Consider the following 17,631-nt stretch of genomic DNA (forward strand, 5'->3'; position numbering starts at 1 on the left):
AATGGTTGAACTAACCGTCGACGGCAACAAGGTCGAAGTGCCCGAAGGCAGCATGGTCATGCATGCCGCCCAGAAAGTCGGGCTTTACGTGCCGCATTTCTGCTACCACAAGAAACTGTCCATCGCGGCCAACTGCCGCATGTGCCTGGTTGAAGTGGAAAAGGCGCCCAAGGCGCTGCCCGCCTGCGCCACGCCCGTGACCAACGGCATGGTCGTCCACACCTGCTCCGAGAAGGCTCGCGCCGCTCAGAAGTCGGTGATGGAATTCTTGCTCATCAATCACCCGCTCGACTGCCCGATCTGCGATCAGGGCGGCGAATGCCAGCTGCAGGACCTGGCCGTGGGCTACGGCGGTTCTTCCTCGCGTTACCAGGAAGAAAAGCGCGTGGTCTTCCACAAGGACCTGGGCCCGCTGGTTTCCGCCGAGGAAATGAGCCGCTGCATCCACTGCACCCGCTGCGTGCGCTTCGGCCAGGAAATCGCCGGCGTCATGGAACTAGGCATGCTGGGCCGTGGCGAGCACTCCGAGATCACGACCTTCGTCGGCCGTTCGATCGAGTCCGAACTGTCGGGCAACATGATCGACATCTGTCCGGTGGGCGCGCTGACCTCCAAGCCCTTCCGCTACAGCGCGCGCACCTGGGAACTGGCTCGCCGCCGTTCGGTCAGCCCGCACGACAGCCTGGGCGCCAACCTGGTGGTCCAGGTCAAGGGCGACCGCGTCATGCGCGTGGTTCCCTTCGAAGACGAAGCCGTCAACGAATGCTGGATCAGCGACCGTGACCGCTTTTCGTACGAAGGCTTGAACAGCGAAGACCGCCTGTCGGCCCCGATGATCAAGGGCACCGACGGCAAGTGGCAGGAAGCTTCCTGGAGCGACGCGCTTGCCGCCGTGGCCCAGGGTCTGTCCCGCGTGCGCGACAGCTTCGGCGCTGGCCAGATCGGCGCCCTGGCGTCCGAATACGCCACCACCGAGGAATACGCGCTGCTGGGCCGCCTGGTCCGCTCGCTGGGTTCCGAGAACATCGACTTCCGCCTGCGCCAGACCGATCCGGCCTTTGACGCCGCCCTGACGGGTGCGCCGTGGCTGGGCATGCCGATCGCCGAGCTCGACAACCTCGACCGCGTCCTGGTGGTGGGTTCGTTCCTGCGCAAGGATCATCCGCTGATGGCGCAACGCCTGCGCCAGGCCGCCAAGCGCGGCACCCAGATCCTGATGGTCGACAGCGCCGCCGACGATCCCCTGATGCCCATCGCCGCCCGCATCACCGTGGCGCCGTCCGAGCTGGCGCGCGCGCTGGCCGAAGTGGCCGTCGCGCTGGCCCAGGCCAAGGAACAGGCCGTGCCGGCCGAATTCGCCTCGGTCGTCCCGGGCGAAAATGCCAAGCTCATCGCCGCCAGCCTGGCTTCCGGCGCCAATACTGCCGTGCTGATGGGCAACCTGGCCGTGGCCAGCGCCCAAGCCTCGACGCTGGCCGCCAACGGTCGCGCCGTGGCGGAACTGGCCGGCGGCAAGTTCGGCTTCCTGACCTCTGGCGGCAACACCGTCGGCGGTTATTTGGCAGGCGCCACGCCGGGCAAGGGCGGCAAGAACGCCGCCGCCATGCTGGCTGAGCCGCTGAAGGCCTACGTGGTCCTGCACGCCGAGCCGCTGCTGGATGCCGACAACGGCCAACAAGCCATCGCCGCGCTGCGCGGCGCGCAGTTCGCGGTGGCCCTGACGCCTTACCGCTCGGCCGCGGCCGAGTGGGCCGACGTCATGCTGCCGGTCTCGCCGTTCACCGAAACCTCGGGAACCTACGTCAACGCGCAAGGCCTGGCCCAGAGCTTCAAGGGCACGGTCACGCCGTTCGGCCAGACCCGTCCGGGCTGGAAGGTCCTGCGCGTGCTGGGCAACGTCCTGCATCTGGCCGGCTTCGACGACGAGACCTCCGAGTCCGTGCGCGACGCCGCGCTGGCTGGCGGCATCGAAGGCCGCCTGTCCAACGAGATCAAGGCCCCGCTGGGCCTGGGCCAGGCCGCCACCGGCCTGGAGCGCGTCGCCGACGTGCCGATCTACCGCACCGACGCCATGGTCCGCCGTTCGGAGCCGCTGCAAGCGGCCCCGGCCTCGAAGAAACCGGCTGCCGCCATGAACGGCCGCACGCTCACCAGCCTGGGCCTGACGGCTGGCGTCAAGGTGCGCGTATCGAGCGGGCAGGGCGCCATCGAACTCGAAACCGTGCAGGATGATGCCGTGGCCGACCGTGCCGTGCGCATCTCCGCAGCCTTTGAAAACACCGCAGCCCTGGGTGGCGCATTCGGTCAAATCAGCGTGGAGCGTGCCTGATGGAATGGCTTAATGTTCTTGAGAGCCAGGGTACGGCACTGCTGGGCCCGACGGTCTGGTTGGTCCTCTGGACCCTCATCAAGATTGTGGTCATCGCCGTGCCCATCATTTTGTGCGTGGCTTACCTGACCTACTGGGAACGCAAGATGATCGGCGCCATGCACGTCCGCATGGGTCCGAACCGCGTTGGCTTCAAGGGGCTGCTGCAGCCCTTCGCTGACGTGTTCAAGCTGCTGACCAAGGAAGTGGTGGTTCCGTCGCAGGCCAACAAGGTGCTGTTCATCGTGGCCCCCGTGGTCACGCTGATGCCCGCCCTGGCCGCCTGGGCGGTGGTGCCGTTCGGCCCCGACGTGGTCCTGGCCAACGTCAATGCCGGCCTGCTGTACATCATGGCCATCACGTCCATCGGCGTGTACGGCGTGATCGTGGCGGGTTGGGCGTCCAACTCCAAGTACGCCTTCCTGGGCGCGCTGCGTGCTTCCGCGCAGATGCTGTCTTACGAACTGGCCATCGGCTTCGTGCTGGTGACGGTGCTGCTGGTGTCGGGCAGCCTGAACATGTCCGAGATCGTGCATGTGCAGAACCGCGGCTGGTTTGCCGACAAGGGCCTGACGTTCATGTCGTGGAACTGGTTGCCGCTGTTGCCGCTGTTCGTCATCTACGTGATCTCGGCCGTGGCCGAAACCAACCGCCACCCGTTCGACGTGGTCGAAGGCGAATCGGAAATCGTGGCCGGCCACATGGTCGAATACTCGGGCATGGCGTTCGCGCTGTTCTTCCTGGGCGAATACGCCAACATGATCCTGCTGTCCTGCATGGCCTCGATCATGTTCCTGGGCGGCTGGGCTTCGCCGATCGACATCGCGCCGCTGACCTGGATTCCGGGTTGGCTCTGGCTGGGTCTCAAGACGTTTTTCGTGGTCTCGTTGTTCGTGTGGTTCCGCGCGTCTTTCCCGCGTTACCGCTATGACCAGATCATGCGTTTGGGTTGGAAAATCTTCATCCCGCTGACCGGCGTTTGGCTGGTCGTGGTGGCGATCTGGATGCAGACGCCCTGGAACATTTGGCGCTAAGCCGCCAGGCAGAGGCAGGATATGGAAGCGATCAAAGATTTCTTCGGCAGCCTGATGCTGACCGAATTGCTCAAGGGCATGCGCCTGACGGGCAAGTATTTCTTCAAGCGCAAGGTCACCTTGCGCTACCCCCAGGAAAAGACGCCTGCGTCGCCGCGTTTCCGCGGCCTGCACGCGCTGCGCCGCTACCCCAACGGGGAAGAGCGCTGCATCGCGTGCAAGCTGTGCGAAGCCGTGTGCCCCGCGCTGGCGATCACGATCGAGTCGGACCAGCGTGATGACGGCACTCGCCGCACCACGCGCTACGACATCGACCTGACCAAGTGCATTTTCTGCGGCTTCTGTGAGGAAAGCTGCCCCGTGGACTCCATCGTGGAAACGCATATCCACGAATACCACGGCGAAAAGCGCGGCGACCTGTATTTCACCAAAGACATGCTGCTCGCCGTGGGCGACCGCTATGAAGCCGACATCGCCCGCCGCCGGGCCGAAGACGCTCCCTATCGTTGAAGCCCAGGACCTGATCCATGACTTTTACTACTGTCCTGTTCTACATACTGGCCGCCGTGCTGGTGATCGCGGCGTTCCGCGTGATCACCGCGCGCAGCCCGGTCACCGCCGTCCTGCACCTGATCCTGGCGTTCTCCAACGCGGCCATGCTCTGGATGCTGCTGGGCGCCGAGTTCCTCGCGCTGCTGCTGGTGCTGGTGTACGTGGGCGCCGTGATGGTGCTCTTCCTCTTCGTCGTGATGATGCTGGACATCCGCATGGATACCCTGCGCCAAGGCATGAAGACGTATCTGCCGCTGGGCCTGATCATCGGCCTGGTGATGGTGCTGGAAATGGCCTTCGTGCTGGGTTCGACCTGGTACGGCGCGGGTCCGCAAGCCCCGGTCGCTGGCGACTACAACAATGCCCGCGCGCTGGGTGAAGCGATGTACACGCAGTACGTCTACGCCGTTGAAGTGGGCGCCGCGCTGCTGCTGGTCGGCATGGTCGCCGCCATCGCGCTGACCCTGCGCCGCCGCCGCGACGTCAAGTACAACGATCCGGTGGCCGCCGTCCGCGTGCGTGCGAAGGACCGTTTCCGTCTGGTGAGCATGCCCGCCCAGAGCGAGCGCGCCCAGGCGCACAACGGCACCCCGACCGCCGCCGCGCCCCAAGGAGAACAAAAATGACGCTGACGCTGGCCCACTATCTGATCCTCGGGGCGATCCTGTTCGCCATCGGGATCTTTGGCATCTTCCTGAACCGCCGCAACCTGATCATTCTCCTGATGTCCATCGAGCTGGTGCTCCTGGCCGTCAACATGAACTTCGTGGCGTTCTCCAGCTGGTTCGGCGACACCGCCGGCCAGGTGTTCGTGTTCTTCATCCTGACCGTGGCCGCTGCTGAAGCGGCGATCGGCCTGGCCATCCTGGTGCTGCTGTTCCGCAACCTGAACACGATCAACGTTGACGAACTCGATCGCCTGAAGGGCTGAACGGGGTATTGGAAGAAAATGTCTAGCTCACCCAATCTCTACTTGCTCATCGCGCTGGCTCCGCTGGCCGGAGCAATTCTCGCGGGCCTCTTCGGCACCGGGTTCCTGGGCCGTCCCATCGGCCGCCGCGCTTCGCACATGATCACCATCCTGGGCGTGCTCATCTCCACCATCGGTTCGGTGGTGGTGCTGAACGACGTGCTCAACGGCCTGCGCTTCGACGGCGCGGTCTACACCTGGAGCCTGATCGGCCAGACCAAGCTGGAAATCGGCTTCCTGATCGATCCGCTGTCGGCCATGATGATGGTCGTGGTGACCTCGGTGTCGCTGATGGTGCACATCTACACCATCGGCTACATGGCTGATGATCCCGGCTACCAGCGCTTCTTCTCCTACATCTCGCTGTTCACGTTCTCCATGCTGATGCTGGTGATGTCGAACAACATGGTGCAGCTGTTCTTCGGCTGGGAAGCGGTGGGCCTGGTGTCGTACCTGCTGATCGGCTTCTGGTACACCCGCCCCACGGCGATCTTCGCCAACATGAAGGCGTTCCTGATCAACCGCGTCGGCGACTTCGGCTTCGTGCTGGGCATCGGCCTGCTGTTCGCTTACGCCGGCACCATGCACTACGGCGAAGTCTTCGCCCAGGCCGACAAGCTGGCCACCCTGACGCTGCCCGGTTCCGACTGGATGCTGCTGACGGTCGCCTGCATTTGCCTGTTCATCGGCGCCATGGGCAAATCGGCTCAGGTTCCGCTGCACGCCTGGCTGCCCGACTCGATGGAAGGCCCGACCCCGATCTCCGCGCTGATCCACGCCGCCACCATGGTGACGGCCGGCATCTTCATGGTCGCCCGTTTTTCGCCGCTGTTCGAACTGTCCGACGTGGCGCTGTCCTTCATCATCGTGATCGGCGCCATCGGCGCGCTGTTCCTGGGCATCCTGGGCATCATCCAGAACGACATCAAGCGCGTGGTCGCGTACTCCACGCTGTCGCAGCTGGGCTACATGACGGTCGCGCTCGGCGCCTCGGCCTACTCGGTCGCGATCTTCCACCTGATGACGCACGCGTTCTTCAAGGCGCTGCTGTTCCTGGGCGCGGGTTCCGTCATTATCGGCATGCACCATGACCAGGACATCCGCAACATGGGCGGCCTGCGCAAGTACATGCCCATCACCTGGATCACCTTCCTGCTGGGCACGCTGGCCCTGGTCGGCACGCCGTTCTTCTCGGGCTTCTACTCGAAGGAACACATCATCGAGGCCGCTGGCGCCGCGAACGTCTGGGGCGCGAACTTCGCCTACTACTCGACGCTGATCGGCGTGTTCGTGACCTCGCTGTACTCGTTCCGCGTGTACTTCCTGGTCTTCCACGGCAAGGAACGCTTCGACACCTCCGGTCATGGCCACGGTCATGATGATCACCACGCGGCCGACGTCGACCACGAGCCGGATGGCCACGGCCATCATGGCACGCCGCACGAGTCGCCCTGGGTGGTCACGCTGCCGCTGGTGCTGCTGGCGATTCCGTCGGTCATCATCGGCGCCCTGGTGGTCGATCCGATGCTGTTCGGCAAGTTCTTCGACGGCGTCATCAAGGTCTTGCCGCAGCATCCCGCGATGCACGAGCTGCACGAGGAATGGCACGGCTGGGTGGCCTTCGGTCTGCACGCCTTCCAGACGGTTCCGTTCTGGCTGGTCGTGGCGGGCGCCGTCACTGCCTGGTACTGCTACCTGATCAATCCCAAGGTTCCGGCCAAGATCAAGTCCAGCCTGTCCGGCGTCAACAAGGTGCTTGAGAACAAGTACTACGTGGATTGGGTCAACGAGCAGATCATCGCGCGCGGCCTGCGCTGCCTGGGCCGCGGCCTGTGGCAGACCGGTGACCGCGGCATCATCGACGGCCTGCTGATCAACGGCAGCGCCCGTGTGGTGGGCTGGGTGGCAGCGGTTAGCCGTCACCTGCAGTCCGGCTTCATCTATCACTACGCGTTCGCGATGATCATCGGCATCATGGCGCTGGTGACTTTCTTTGTGCTGATTCCCCAATGATGGCAAGCGAGATGGCATCCAACACTTTCCCCTGGCTCACGCTTGCGATCTTTGTCCCGATCGTATTCGGCCTGCTGGTGCTGGCGGTGGGCCGTGACGACCGTCCCGGCCTGACGCGCGGCCTGTCGCTCGTCGGCGCAATCGCCGGTTTCCTCGTCACGATCCCGCTCTACACCGGTTTCGACTCCACCACGGCCAAGATGCAGTTCGTGGAGAAGACCTCCTGGATCGAGGCCTTCAACGTCAACTACCATCTGGGCATCGACGGCATCTCGATGTGGTTCGTACTGCTGACGGCCTTCATCACCATCATCGTGGTGCTGGCCGGCTGGGAAGTCATCACCAGCCGCGTCGCCCAGTACATGGCCGCCTTCCTGATCCTGTCGGGTCTGATGGTGGGCGTGTTCTGCGCGCTGGACGGCATGCTGTTCTACGTGTTCTTCGAAGCCACGCTGATCCCGATGTACATCATCATCGGCGTCTGGGGCGGCCCGAACCGCGTTTATGCTGCGTTCAAATTCTTCCTGTACACGTTGATGGGCTCGCTGCTGACGCTGGTCGCCTTCGTGTACCTGTGGAACGCTTCGGGCGGCTCGTTCGACATCCTGACCTGGCAGCAGACCAAGCTGGGCTACACCCCGCAGATCCTGATCTTCGTGGCCTTGCTGGCGGCCTTCGCCGTCAAGGTACCGATGTGGCCGGTGCACACGTGGTTGCCCGACGCCCACGTTGAAGCGCCCACGGGCGGCTCCATCGTGCTGGCCGCGATCATGCTGAAGCTGGGCGCCTACGGCTTCCTGCGCTTCTCGCTGCCGATCGCTCCTGACGCCTCGCACAGCCTGGCGGGCATGATGATCACGCTGTCGCTGATCGCCGTGATCTACATCGGCCTGGTCGCGATCGTCCAGGACGACATGAAGAAGCTGGTGGCCTATTCGTCGGTTGCCCACATGGGCTTCGTGACGCTGGGCTTCTTCATCTTCAACACGGCCGGCGTCGAAGGCGCCATCGTGCAGATGATTTCGCACGGCTTCGTGTCGGGCGCCATGTTCATGTGTATTGGCGTGCTCTATGACCGCATGCATTCGCGCCGCATCGCCGATTACGGCGGCGTGGTCAACGTCATGCCGCGTTTCGCGACCTTCTTCATCCTGTTCTCGATGGCCAACAGCGGCCTGCCGGCCACCAGCGGTTTCGTCGGCGAGTTCATGGTGATCATGGGCGCGGTCGAGCACAACTTCTGGATCGGCTTGCTGGCGGCTACCGCCCTGATCCTGGGCGCTTCGTATTCGCTGTGGATGGTCAAGCGCGTGGTCCTGGGCGACGTCGCCAATGACCACGTGCGCGAACTGACCGATATCAACCGCCGCGAATTCGTGATTCTTGGCGTGATGGCGATCGCCGTGCTGTACATGGGGATCTATCCCAAGCCCTTTACCGACGTGATGCACGTTTCGGTGGAGGCCCTGCTGCAACACGTTGCCGTCTCGAAACTGTAAGACAAGACAATGATGCAATCCCAAATCGATTTCGCCCTGGCGACACCGGAAATCCTCCTGCTGGTTTTCGGCCTGGCTATCCTGCTCGTCGACGCGGTCAGCAATCACCCCGAGCGCAAGCCGACGTTTCTGCTGACCATGCTTGCCTTGGGCGTGCTGACCGTCGTGTCGGCCTTGCAATGGAAGAACGGCGTCGTTGGTTCGACCTTCAATGGCCTGTACGTCACCGACGAACTGTCGCATCTGCTCAAGATCGCGTCCTACATCGCCGTGGCCGCGACCCTGGTCTATGGCCGCGTCTACGCGCAACTGCGCGACATGATGCGCGGCGGTGAGCTGTACGTCCTGACCTTGTTCGCCCTGCTGGGCCAGATGGTCATGATCTCCTCCGGGAACCTGATCTCCATCTACCTGGGCCTGGAGCTGATGTCGCTGGCGCTGTATGCGCTGATCGCGCTGCGCCGCGACGACGTCGTCGCCACGGAAGCCGCCATGAAGTACTTCGTGCTGGGCGCGCTGGCTTCGGGCTTCCTGCTGTACGGCATGTCCATGATCTACGGCGCCACGGGCCACCTGGATCTGGCCGAAGTGTCCAAGGTCATCGCGGCGGGCAAGGCCGAGAAGCTGGCCCTGGTGTTCGGCATCGTGTTCCTGGTGTCGGGCCTGGCGTTCAAGCTTGGCGCCGTGCCGTTCCACATGTGGGTGCCCGACGTCTACCAGGGTTCGCCCACTGCCGTGACGCTGATCCTGGGCGCTGCGCCCAAGCTGGCTGCCTTCGCCATCACGCTGCGCCTGTTGGTCGATGGCCTGCACGGCCTGGCCGCCGATTGGCAGCCGATGCTGATGATCCTGGCAGTGCTGTCGCTGGCTATCGGTAACCTGACCGCCATCGCGCAGACCAACTTCAAGCGCATGCTGGCCTACTCGACCATTTCGCACATGGGCTTCGTGCTGCTGGGCCTGATGTCGGGTTCGGTCGCGGGCAAGCCGGAACTGTCGTCGGCCGCCTACGGCGCTTCGCTGTTCTACATGCTGACCTACGTGCTGACCACGCTGGCGAGCTTCGGCATCGTCCTGCTGCTGTCGCGCCAAGGTTTCGAGTGCGAGCACATCGACGACCTGAAGGGTCTGAACCGCCGCAGCCCGTGGCATGCCGCGATCGTGCTGCTGCTGATGTTCTCGCTGGCCGGCATTCCGCCGCTGGTGGGCTTCTACGCCAAGCTGGCCGTGCTGCAGGCGCTGATCAGCGCGGGCCACGTGACCCTGGCCGTGATCGCGGTGATGTTCTCGCTGATCGGCGCGTTCTACTACCTGCGCGTGGTCAAGGTCGTGTACTTCGACGAACCGGCCGCCGATGCCGCCCCGATGGTCGCCACCTGCGGCCAGCGCGGCGTGCTGTCGGTCAACGGCGCGCTGATTCTGATCCTGGGCATCTTGCCCGGCGGCTTGATGGCCCTGTGCGTGCAGGCCATCCGCAGCTCGCTCAGCCTGTAAGCGGAAAACGGGGCCATGAACCAGACTCTGGCGGTATGGCTGCTGATCGCGCTGGCCCTGGTTAGCGCGAATCTCCCGTTCCTGACGGAGCGGGTCTTCGCCGTCATGCCTTGGAAGCAGGGTGGGGTGGCGGCGGTCAAGCCGTTCTGGATGCGCCTGATCGAAGTGCTGGTGTTCTACGCGATCGTCGGCGCATTGGGTTTCGCCTTCGAATCCACGCTGGGTAACCGCTTCTCCCAGACCTGGGAGTTCTACGCGATTACCCTGAGCTTGTACCTGGTGCTGGCCTATCCGGGGTTCGTGTATCGATATCTGTTCAAGCGCCATCCCCGGCTGCGCACCTGAAGGCCGCCTGATTCATTCCAAAAAACGCCCTATGGGGCGTTTTTTTTTGGATATAGGGGAATGTCCTAGCCCATGCCGCCCAGCTCCTCTGACGGTCTCCCTGTCATCGCCAGTGGCATTCCCAGGCTTAGAGGTACCGCTTGCGGTAGGCGAGGATGAAGTCCGTCGCGCCGTTGAGTTGCAAGTTCAAACCTAGCTGTATTTAGTGTTGTTTTTTTTCATTTCATGTGAGTGAAAAGTCATTTTTCAGGTTCCATTCAGCGCCCGAGTTCACAATCGCAACCGGTAGAAAAACAAGAATCGTTGCTATTTACATTCGGAGAAGCTGGTTTGAAGCCCCAAGATACGTATTCGCTGAATACGCTCACGACCTCCCTGGCCGCCGCCATCGCGGCACCCGCGCTGTTCATCAGCCCTTACGCCGCCGCCCAATCCGCCGATTCCGGCGTGACGCAACTTGCGCCGGTGCGCGTGGAGGGTGAGGGGTCGTCGTACCAGACCTCCACGGCGCAGTCGCCCAAGTTCACGGCGCCTTTGCTGGACACCCCGCGCACTGTTCAGGTCGTGCCCAAGCAGGTGATCCAGGATCAGGCTGCATCCACGCTGCAGGATGTCCTGCGCAATTCCCCCGGCATCACGTTTGGGGCGGGCGAGGGCGGCCGCCCGGGCGGCGACCTGCCGATCATTCGCGGCCAGAATTCGGCCGGCAGCATTTTCCTGGACGGCATCCGAGATTCCAGCACACAGGTGCGCGATACCTTCAACCTGGAACAGGTCGAAGTCATCAAGGGTCCGGACTCGGTCTATTCGGGCCGCGGCGGCGCGGGTGGCAGCATCAACATGGTCAGCAAGACGCCCAAGGCCACCGACTTCACCGAAGCCACGGCGCAGATCGGCACGGACAGCAACTACCGCGCGACGATCGACAGCAACTGGCGCCTGGCCGACAAGGCCGCGTTCCGCCTGAACGTCATGGGCAACAAGGGCGACGCGCCCGGCCGCGACGACGCGGTGGACTTCGAGCGCTGGGGCGTGGCGCCCTCGCTGACGCTGGGCGTGGGCACGCCGACGCGCATCACGTTGAGCTACTACCACTACCAAGACGACAGCATGCCGGATTACTCCATTCCGTATGACCCGAAGACGGGCCAGCCGGTGACGGAGACCATGGGCGTGAGCCGCAAGAGCTTCTACGGGCTGAAGGGCCGCGATTTCATGAAGACGCGCGATGACGTGGCAACCGTGGATTTCCAGCACGACTTTTCGGACAAGTTGCAGCTGCGTAACGTGACCCGCTACGGCCGCGGCACGACTGACTTCGCTGCCACGAACCCTGACGACAGCAAGGGCAACATCCCGAATGGCCTGGTGTATCGCGCGCTCAAGTCGGGCTACTACGTCACCAAGAGCTTCGCCAACCAGACCAATCTGACTGGCGAATTCGATACCGGCAGCCTGAAGCACTCGTTCGACCTCGGTTTCGAGTACAGCAACATCAAGCAGGACAAGGACAGCTACACGGAGTCGGGCGTTCCCGCCGGGACGAATGGCTGCGTGACCGGCACGGCGAACGGCAAGAATACCTACGCCAACCCGGCGCTCTGCGCCTCGTTGTGGGATCCGGATCCGGGTACCTACTACCCCGGCCATCTGCAGCGTAACAACAATCCGGCGCGCTACAACACGGATACGGTCGCGCTCTACGGCTTCGACACGATCAAGTTCAACGAGCAATGGCAAGCCAGCCTGGGCCTGCGCTGGGATAACTACCGGACCAGCGGCAGCAACATCGCCAAGGGCCGCAACGATCCGGCCAGCACTCCGGCGTTCTACAGCACCAGCCGCGAAGACAACCTCTTCAACTACCAGATTGGCGTGGCGTACAAGCCAGCGCCCAACGGCACCATCTACGCCACCTACGGCACCTCGTCCACGCCGTCCGCCATCGCGGCTAGCGCGATCAGCGACGCGGCGACGGTCACGAGCCAGTCGCTCGAGCCGGAAAAGAGCCGCACGGTGGAACTGGGCACGAAGTGGCAGGTGTTCGATGACCGCCTGACGCTGTCGGCGGCGGCGTTCCAGGACATCCGCAAGAACACCAGCGTCGCAGTTTCGGCCACCGAAACCGCGCAGGTCGGCGAAGCCAAGGTGCGTGGCATCGAACTGGGCTTCTCGGGCAGCATCACGCCCAAGTGGAACGTGTTCGGCGGCTACACCTTCATGAACAGCGAGATGACCAAGGGCGCGTTCAACAGCGGAGCCGTGGGCCAGGACCTGCCCAATACTCCGCGCAATGCCTTCAGCCTGTGGACCACCTACAAGGTGCTGCCCAAGCTGACGGTGGGCGGCGGCGCGTACTACGTGGACAAGGTGTACGGCAATTCGGATTCGACCAAGAACGCCGACGGCACGCCCAAGGCGCGCTGGGTGCCTTCCTACTGGCGCTTCGACGCCATGGCGGCGTACGAATTCAACGATCACATGTCGGCGCAGTTGAACGTGCTGAACATTTTCGACGAAACGTACTACACCAAGGCCTATGCGGCGCACTATGCGGCGTTGGGTACTGGCCGGGCTGCACTGCTCTCGCTGCGCGTGCGGTACTGATCAGTCGCAGCAATGAAAAAAGCCACCGTGAGGTGGCTTTTTTTTCATTCCCGGACGCTGGCGCTAGCGTCCAATGTGGCGAGATCAGCTCTCGAACCAGTTCAACACCCCATCCAGCCCCGACACGTTGAGCGCGTAGCGCGTCTGCTGACGCACCAGCGGCTTGGCGTGGTAGGCGACCGGGAAGCCGGCGATGCCCAGCATCTTCAGGTCGTTGGCGCCGTCGCCCATGGCGATGATCTGTTCCTGGGAAGCGCCGTGCTGGCGCGCGAATTCGCGCAGATGGGCTTCCTTGGCAGCGGCGTCCAGGATGTCCCCCAACACCTTGCCGGTCAGCACGCCGTTGGCGATTTCCAGGGTGTTGGCGTGCGCGCTGTCCAGGTTCAGCCGCTGGCGCAGGCGCTCCGTGAAGAAGGTGAAGCCGCCGGAGACCAGCAGGACCTTGATGCCGGCGGCTTGGGCCGTGGTGATCAGGCGTTCGGCGCCGGGATTCAGGCGCAGCTTGTCCTCATAGACCTGTTCCAGCGCGTCGGCAGGCACACCTTCGAGCAGGGCGACCCGACGGCGCAGGCTTTCGGAGAAGTCCTTGATCTCGCCGCGCATGGCGGCCTCGGTGATTTCGGAGACCTTGTCCTTCAGGCCCGCCACGCCGGCGATCTCATCGATGCACTCGATGTTGATCAGCGTGGAATCCATGTCCATCGCCAGCACCTTGCACGTCGACAGCTTCAGGCCCGCAGGCAGGAAAGCGCTGTCGACGCCGTGGCGCTCGGCCCAGCCCACCACTTCGGCGCGGGTGGCATCGTCGTGCTGCACGTCGAGCAGGCGGGCGGCGGTGGCGCTGATGCGCGCCACGCCCTGTGCCTGGGCCAGGGCCGCCAGCTGTTCCGCGTGTTCCACGGTGAGGCCGGGAGATTGGACGACAAGGTGATGGGTAGTCATAAAAATCAGTGTGGTTTGACGGTTACTTCAGGGCGCGCAGCACGGCGCGGACGGCGTCGGCGCGGGCCGGGATCTGCGCAGCCTTGATCTCAACCCGCAATTTATCCTGTCCAGCCAGTTTGATGTGGCGCTGGCGCTGCACCAGTTCGATGATCTTGGCCGGATCGACCGAGGTCTTGGGGCCGAATTGCAGCAGCGCCTGGGTTTCGCTGGCATCGATCTTGACGATGCCCAGGGGCTGCGCGGCCAGGCGCAGGCGATGCGTGGCCAGCAAGGTCTGCGCGGCTTCGGGCAGCTTGCCGAAGCGGTCGATCAGTTCTTCCTGGATGTGGATCAGGTCGTCTTCGTCCGCGGCGTGCGCCAGGCGCTTGTAGATGCCCAGGCGGGCGTGGACGTCGGCGCAATAGTCGGACGGCAGCAGCGCCGGAGCATGCAGGTTGACTTCGCAAGCCAGGTTGAAGGGGGCATCCAGGTCGGGCTCTTCGCCGGCGCGCAGCGCGCGGACCGCTTCGTTGAGCATCTCGTTGTACATCGAGAAGCCCACTTCCTGGATGTTGCCCGACTGCGAATCGCCCAGCACCTCGCCCGTGCCGCGGATTTCCAGGTCGTGCATGGCCAGGTAGAAACCGGAGCCCAGCTCTTCCATGGCCTGGATGGCTTCCAGGCGCTTTTTGGCGTTGTTGGTGATGGCGTCTTCGCCCGGCGTCAACAGGTAGGCATAGGCCTGGTGGTGGGACCGGCCGACGCGGCCGCGCAACTGGTGCAGCTGGGCCAGCCCGAAGCGGTCCGCCCGGTGGATCACGATGGTGTTGGCGCTGGGCACGTCGATGCCGGTTTCGATGATGGTGGTGCACAGCAGCACGTTGTAGCGCTGCTGGTAGAAGCCCTTCATCACCTGCTCCAGCTCGCGCTCGGGCATCTGGCCGTGGGCCACGGCGATGCGGGCCTCGGGCACCAGCTCTTCCAGGCGGGCGCGGCGGTTGTGGATGGTCTCGACTTCGTTGTGCAGGAAGTAGCACTGGCCGCCGCGCTTGAGCTCGCGCAAAAGCGCTTCGCGCAGGGTGCTGCCGTCCTCGCGCCGCACGAAGGTCTTGATGGCCAGGCGCTTCTGCGGTGCGGTGGCGATGACGGAGAAGTCGCGTATGCCCTCCAGCGACATGCCCAGCGTGCGCGGAATGGGCGTGGCGGTCAGCGTCAGCACGTCGACCTCGGCGCGCAGCGCCTTCAGCGCTTCCTTCTGGCGCACGCCGAAGCGGTGTTCCTCGTCGATGATGACCAGGCCCAGGCGCTTGAATTTCACGTCCTTGGACAGGATCTTGTGGGTGCCGATGACGATGTCCACGCGGCCGTCGTTGATGCCTTCGACGGCGGCGGACACTTCCTTGGCCGAGCGGAAGCGGGACAGCTCCACCACCTTCACGGGCCAGTCGGCGAAGCGGTCGGAGAAGGTCTGGGCGTGCTGCTCGGCCAGCAGCGTGGTGGGGCAGAGCAGGGCGACCTGCTTGCCGTTGGCCACGGCCAGGAAGGCGGCGCGCAGGGCGACTTCGGTCTTGCCGAAACCCACGTCGCCGCAGACCAGGCGGTCCATGGGGCGGCCGGAAGTCATGTCGGCGATGACGGCCTCGATGGCGGCGGCCTGGTCGACCGTTTCTTCAAAGCCAAAGCCTTCGGCGAAGGCCTGGTAGTCGTTGAGCGGCAGGTTGAAGGCATAGCCCTCGCGCGCGGCGCGCTGGGCGTACAGGGCCAGTAGTTCGGCGGCGGTGTCGCGGACCTGGCGCGCGGCCTTGCGGCGCGCCTTGTCCCATTGGCCGGAGCCCAGCTGGTGCAGGGGCGCGGCCTCGGGATCGGCGCCGCTGTAGCGGGCGATCACGTGCAACTGCGACACCGGCACGTACAGGGTGCTGCCGTTGGCGTATTCGAGATGGAGGAATTCCATCCCGCCTTCGCCCATGTCCATGTTGACCAGGCCGTGGTAGCGGCCAATGCCGTGCTGCGCGTGCACGACCGGGTCGCCGGCGCGCAGCTCGGACAGGTCGCGCACCATGGCTTCGACGTTGCTGGCGCGCTCCTGGTCGCGCTTGCCGCGGCGGCCGGTGGTGGCCAGGCCCGGGTACAGGTCGTTTTCGGTGAGGAAGGCCAGATTGGCCTGGGGCAGCCCGAAGCCGGTGGAGAGCGGCGCCGCGACGATGCCGAAATGGGCGTCCGACGCCAGGAAGGCTTCGATGGTGTCGGGTTGCGCGTCCGGGGTGACGCCGAACTCGTTCAGCATCTGCACCAGGGTCTCGCGCCGGCCGGCGGAGTCGGCGCACAGCAGCACGCGCGTCTGGCCGCCCTGCACCAGCGCGCGCAGCTTGGCGATGGGATCCTCGGAGCGCCGCGCCACGCTTACATCGGGAGCCGCGCGGAAGTCGGGATGGGGCTGGCCGGCAGTGAGCGACAGCCGGCGGAATTCCTTCAGCCTGGAATAGAGGGCCTCGTTGTCCAGGAACAGCTCGGACGGCGGCAGCACCGGCCGTTCGCGGTCGCTCTTGAGGAAGCCGTAGCGGCTGGACGTGTCCTGGTTGAAGCGCTGGATGGCGTCGTCGATGTCGCCCACGGTGACGGTGACCGTGCCTTCCGTCAGGTAGTCGAACAGGGTTGCCGTTTCTTCGAAGAAAAGCGGCAGGTAGTACTCGACGCCTGCGAACGGAATGCCGTTGCCGATGTCCTTGTAGGGCAGCGCGCGCGAGGGGTCGCCCTCGAAGACTTCACGGAAGCGCGCCCGGAAGCGGTTGCGCGCGTCCTCGTCCATCGGGAATTCGCGGCCGGGCAGGAGCTGCACTTCGCGCACCGGATACAGGCTGCGCTGCGTGTCCACATCGAAGCTGCGGATGGTTTCGATTTCGTCGTCGAACAGGTCCAGGCGGTAGGGTACCACCGAACCCATGGGGAACAGGTCGATCAGGCCGCCGCGCAGGCAGAACTCGCCCGGCGCGGTCACCTGGGTTACGTGGTTGTAGTTGGCCAGCGTCAGTTGGGCGCGCAGGGCGGCTTCGTTGAGCTTGTCCTTCTGCTTGAAGGAAAAGGTGTATGCCGCCAGGAAGGCGGGCGGCGCCAGCCGGTACAGCGCGGTCGTGACTGGCACCGTCAGCACGTCCACCGACTTCGTCATCAGCGAATGTAGCGTGTGCAGGCGTTCCGAGATCAGGTCCTGGTGCGGCGAGAAGGCGTCGTAGGGCAGCGTTTCCCAGTCGGGCAGCTGGCGCACGCGCAGGTCCGGGGCGAACAGCTGGATTTCCTCGGCCAGGCGCTGGGCCTCGACGGGCTCGGCCGTCAGGATGACCAGCGGCGCCGACGCTTGCCGCGCCAGGTCCGCCAGCAGCCAGGCGTCGCCGGAACCCGGCGGACGCGGCTGGGCATAGCGCGAGCCGGCTTTCAGCGCGGACAGGGTGGGGGCCGTCGCGGGGACGGGAGGCGCGGCTGGGGTGGAGGTAGAGGGGGCGGGCATCAGGCTGGAAGCAGGCATCAAGCGGAAGATTATAAAATCACCGCACCATGTCTGCCTCTCTCATTGCAATCGTGCCCGCTGCGGGCGTAGGGGCCCGCGCCAGCCGGCCCGGGCATGAAACCGTGCCCAAGCAATATCGTCCGCTGGCTGGACAGCCCATGCTGCGCCACGCGGTTCGCGCGCTGCTGGCCGACGAACGCATATCGCAGGTGCGCGTGGCCGTGACGCCCGGCGACGGCTGGGTGGACGCGGCCCTGGCCGGTCTGCCGCGCACCGTGTGGCGCGCCTGCGGCGGCGCGACGCGTGCCGACACCGTGGCC

General features: G+C 64.5%; 13 protein-coding genes. 11 read left to right on the forward strand and 2 right to left on the reverse strand.

What is annotated here, in order from left to right; all coding sequences use genetic code 11:
* The first annotated feature begins 1 nt into the window (after nt 1).
* The 10 genes from nuoG to WBB14_RS33550 all read left to right on the forward strand — a co-directional run bounded on the left by nuoG (nt 2) and on the right by WBB14_RS33550 (nt 12,882).
* Nucleotides 2-2,329 carry an NADH-quinone oxidoreductase subunit NuoG gene (gene nuoG / locus WBB14_RS33505; RefSeq protein ID WP_424243565.1) on the forward strand — a complete coding sequence of 776 codons (2,328 nt, stop codon included), beginning with the start codon at nt 2-4 and terminating at the stop codon, nt 2,327-2,329.
* Nucleotides 2,329-3,402 carry an NADH-quinone oxidoreductase subunit NuoH gene (nuoH, locus tag WBB14_RS33510; protein WP_424243566.1) on the forward strand — a complete coding sequence of 358 codons (1,074 nt, stop codon included), beginning with the start codon at nt 2,329-2,331 and terminating at the stop codon, nt 3,400-3,402. The genes nuoG and nuoH overlap by 1 nt, the downstream gene beginning before the upstream one ends.
* A gap of 21 nt (nt 3,403-3,423) precedes the next feature.
* Nucleotides 3,424-3,912, forward strand: a complete 489-nt coding sequence (gene nuoI, locus WBB14_RS33515) for an NADH-quinone oxidoreductase subunit NuoI (protein ID WP_008161196.1) — start codon at nt 3,424-3,426, stop codon at nt 3,910-3,912.
* A gap of 17 nt (nt 3,913-3,929) precedes the next feature.
* Nucleotides 3,930-4,580, forward strand: a complete 651-nt coding sequence (locus WBB14_RS33520; protein ID WP_424243567.1) for an NADH-quinone oxidoreductase subunit J — start codon at nt 3,930-3,932, stop codon at nt 4,578-4,580.
* Nucleotides 4,577-4,885, forward strand: coding sequence for an NADH-quinone oxidoreductase subunit NuoK (gene nuoK, locus WBB14_RS33525; protein WP_006217969.1), 309 nt, complete (start codon nt 4,577-4,579; stop codon nt 4,883-4,885). The genes WBB14_RS33520 and nuoK overlap by 4 nt, the downstream gene beginning before the upstream one ends.
* A gap of 18 nt (nt 4,886-4,903) precedes the next feature.
* The gene (gene nuoL / locus WBB14_RS33530) at nt 4,904-6,937 is read left to right on the forward strand and encodes an NADH-quinone oxidoreductase subunit L (RefSeq protein WP_424243568.1); all 2,034 of its coding nucleotides are present in this window, start codon (nt 4,904-4,906) and stop codon (nt 6,935-6,937) included.
* The gene (locus tag WBB14_RS33535) at nt 6,934-8,436 is read left to right on the forward strand and encodes an NADH-quinone oxidoreductase subunit M (RefSeq protein WP_175207969.1); all 1,503 of its coding nucleotides are present in this window, start codon (nt 6,934-6,936) and stop codon (nt 8,434-8,436) included. Before nuoL ends, WBB14_RS33535 begins: the two co-directional genes overlap by 4 nt.
* 9 nt (nt 8,437-8,445) lie before the next feature.
* Entirely contained in the window at nt 8,446-9,930 is a 1,485-nt protein-coding gene (nuoN, locus tag WBB14_RS33540) for an NADH-quinone oxidoreductase subunit NuoN (protein ID WP_424243569.1), read from the forward strand.
* 15 nt (nt 9,931-9,945) lie between these two features.
* Nucleotides 9,946-10,275: a DUF2818 family protein gene (locus tag WBB14_RS33545; RefSeq protein WP_054450498.1), complete on the forward strand. Its 330-nt coding sequence runs from the start codon at nt 9,946-9,948 to the stop codon at nt 10,273-10,275.
* 330 nt (nt 10,276-10,605) lie between these two features.
* Nucleotides 10,606-12,882 (forward strand): TonB-dependent receptor, encoded by a 2,277-nt coding sequence (locus WBB14_RS33550; protein ID WP_424243570.1) that lies wholly within the window; start codon nt 10,606-10,608, stop codon nt 12,880-12,882.
* An 84-nt stretch (nt 12,883-12,966) separates the two neighbouring features.
* Here WBB14_RS33550 and serB read toward each other — a convergent pair whose 3' ends face one another.
* Together serB and mfd are read right to left on the reverse strand one after the other, a co-directional pair.
* Nucleotides 12,967-13,824: a phosphoserine phosphatase SerB gene (serB, locus tag WBB14_RS33555; RefSeq protein WP_424243571.1), complete on the reverse strand. Its 858-nt coding sequence runs from the start codon at nt 13,822-13,824 to the stop codon at nt 12,967-12,969.
* Between the two features lie 22 nt (nt 13,825-13,846).
* Nucleotides 13,847-17,329 (reverse strand): transcription-repair coupling factor, encoded by a 3,483-nt coding sequence (gene mfd, locus WBB14_RS33560; protein WP_424243572.1) that lies wholly within the window; start codon nt 17,327-17,329, stop codon nt 13,847-13,849.
* Between the two features lie 29 nt (nt 17,330-17,358).
* Here mfd and WBB14_RS33565 point away from each other — a divergent pair.
* On the forward strand, nt 17,359-17,631 hold a 273-nt coding region (locus WBB14_RS33565; RefSeq protein ID WP_424243573.1), incomplete at its 3' end, for a 2-C-methyl-D-erythritol 4-phosphate cytidylyltransferase.

Origin of the sequence: Achromobacter sp. (genome assembly GCF_049647645.1) — a bacterium.
Classification (GTDB): domain Bacteria; phylum Pseudomonadota; class Gammaproteobacteria; order Burkholderiales; family Burkholderiaceae_B; genus Achromobacter.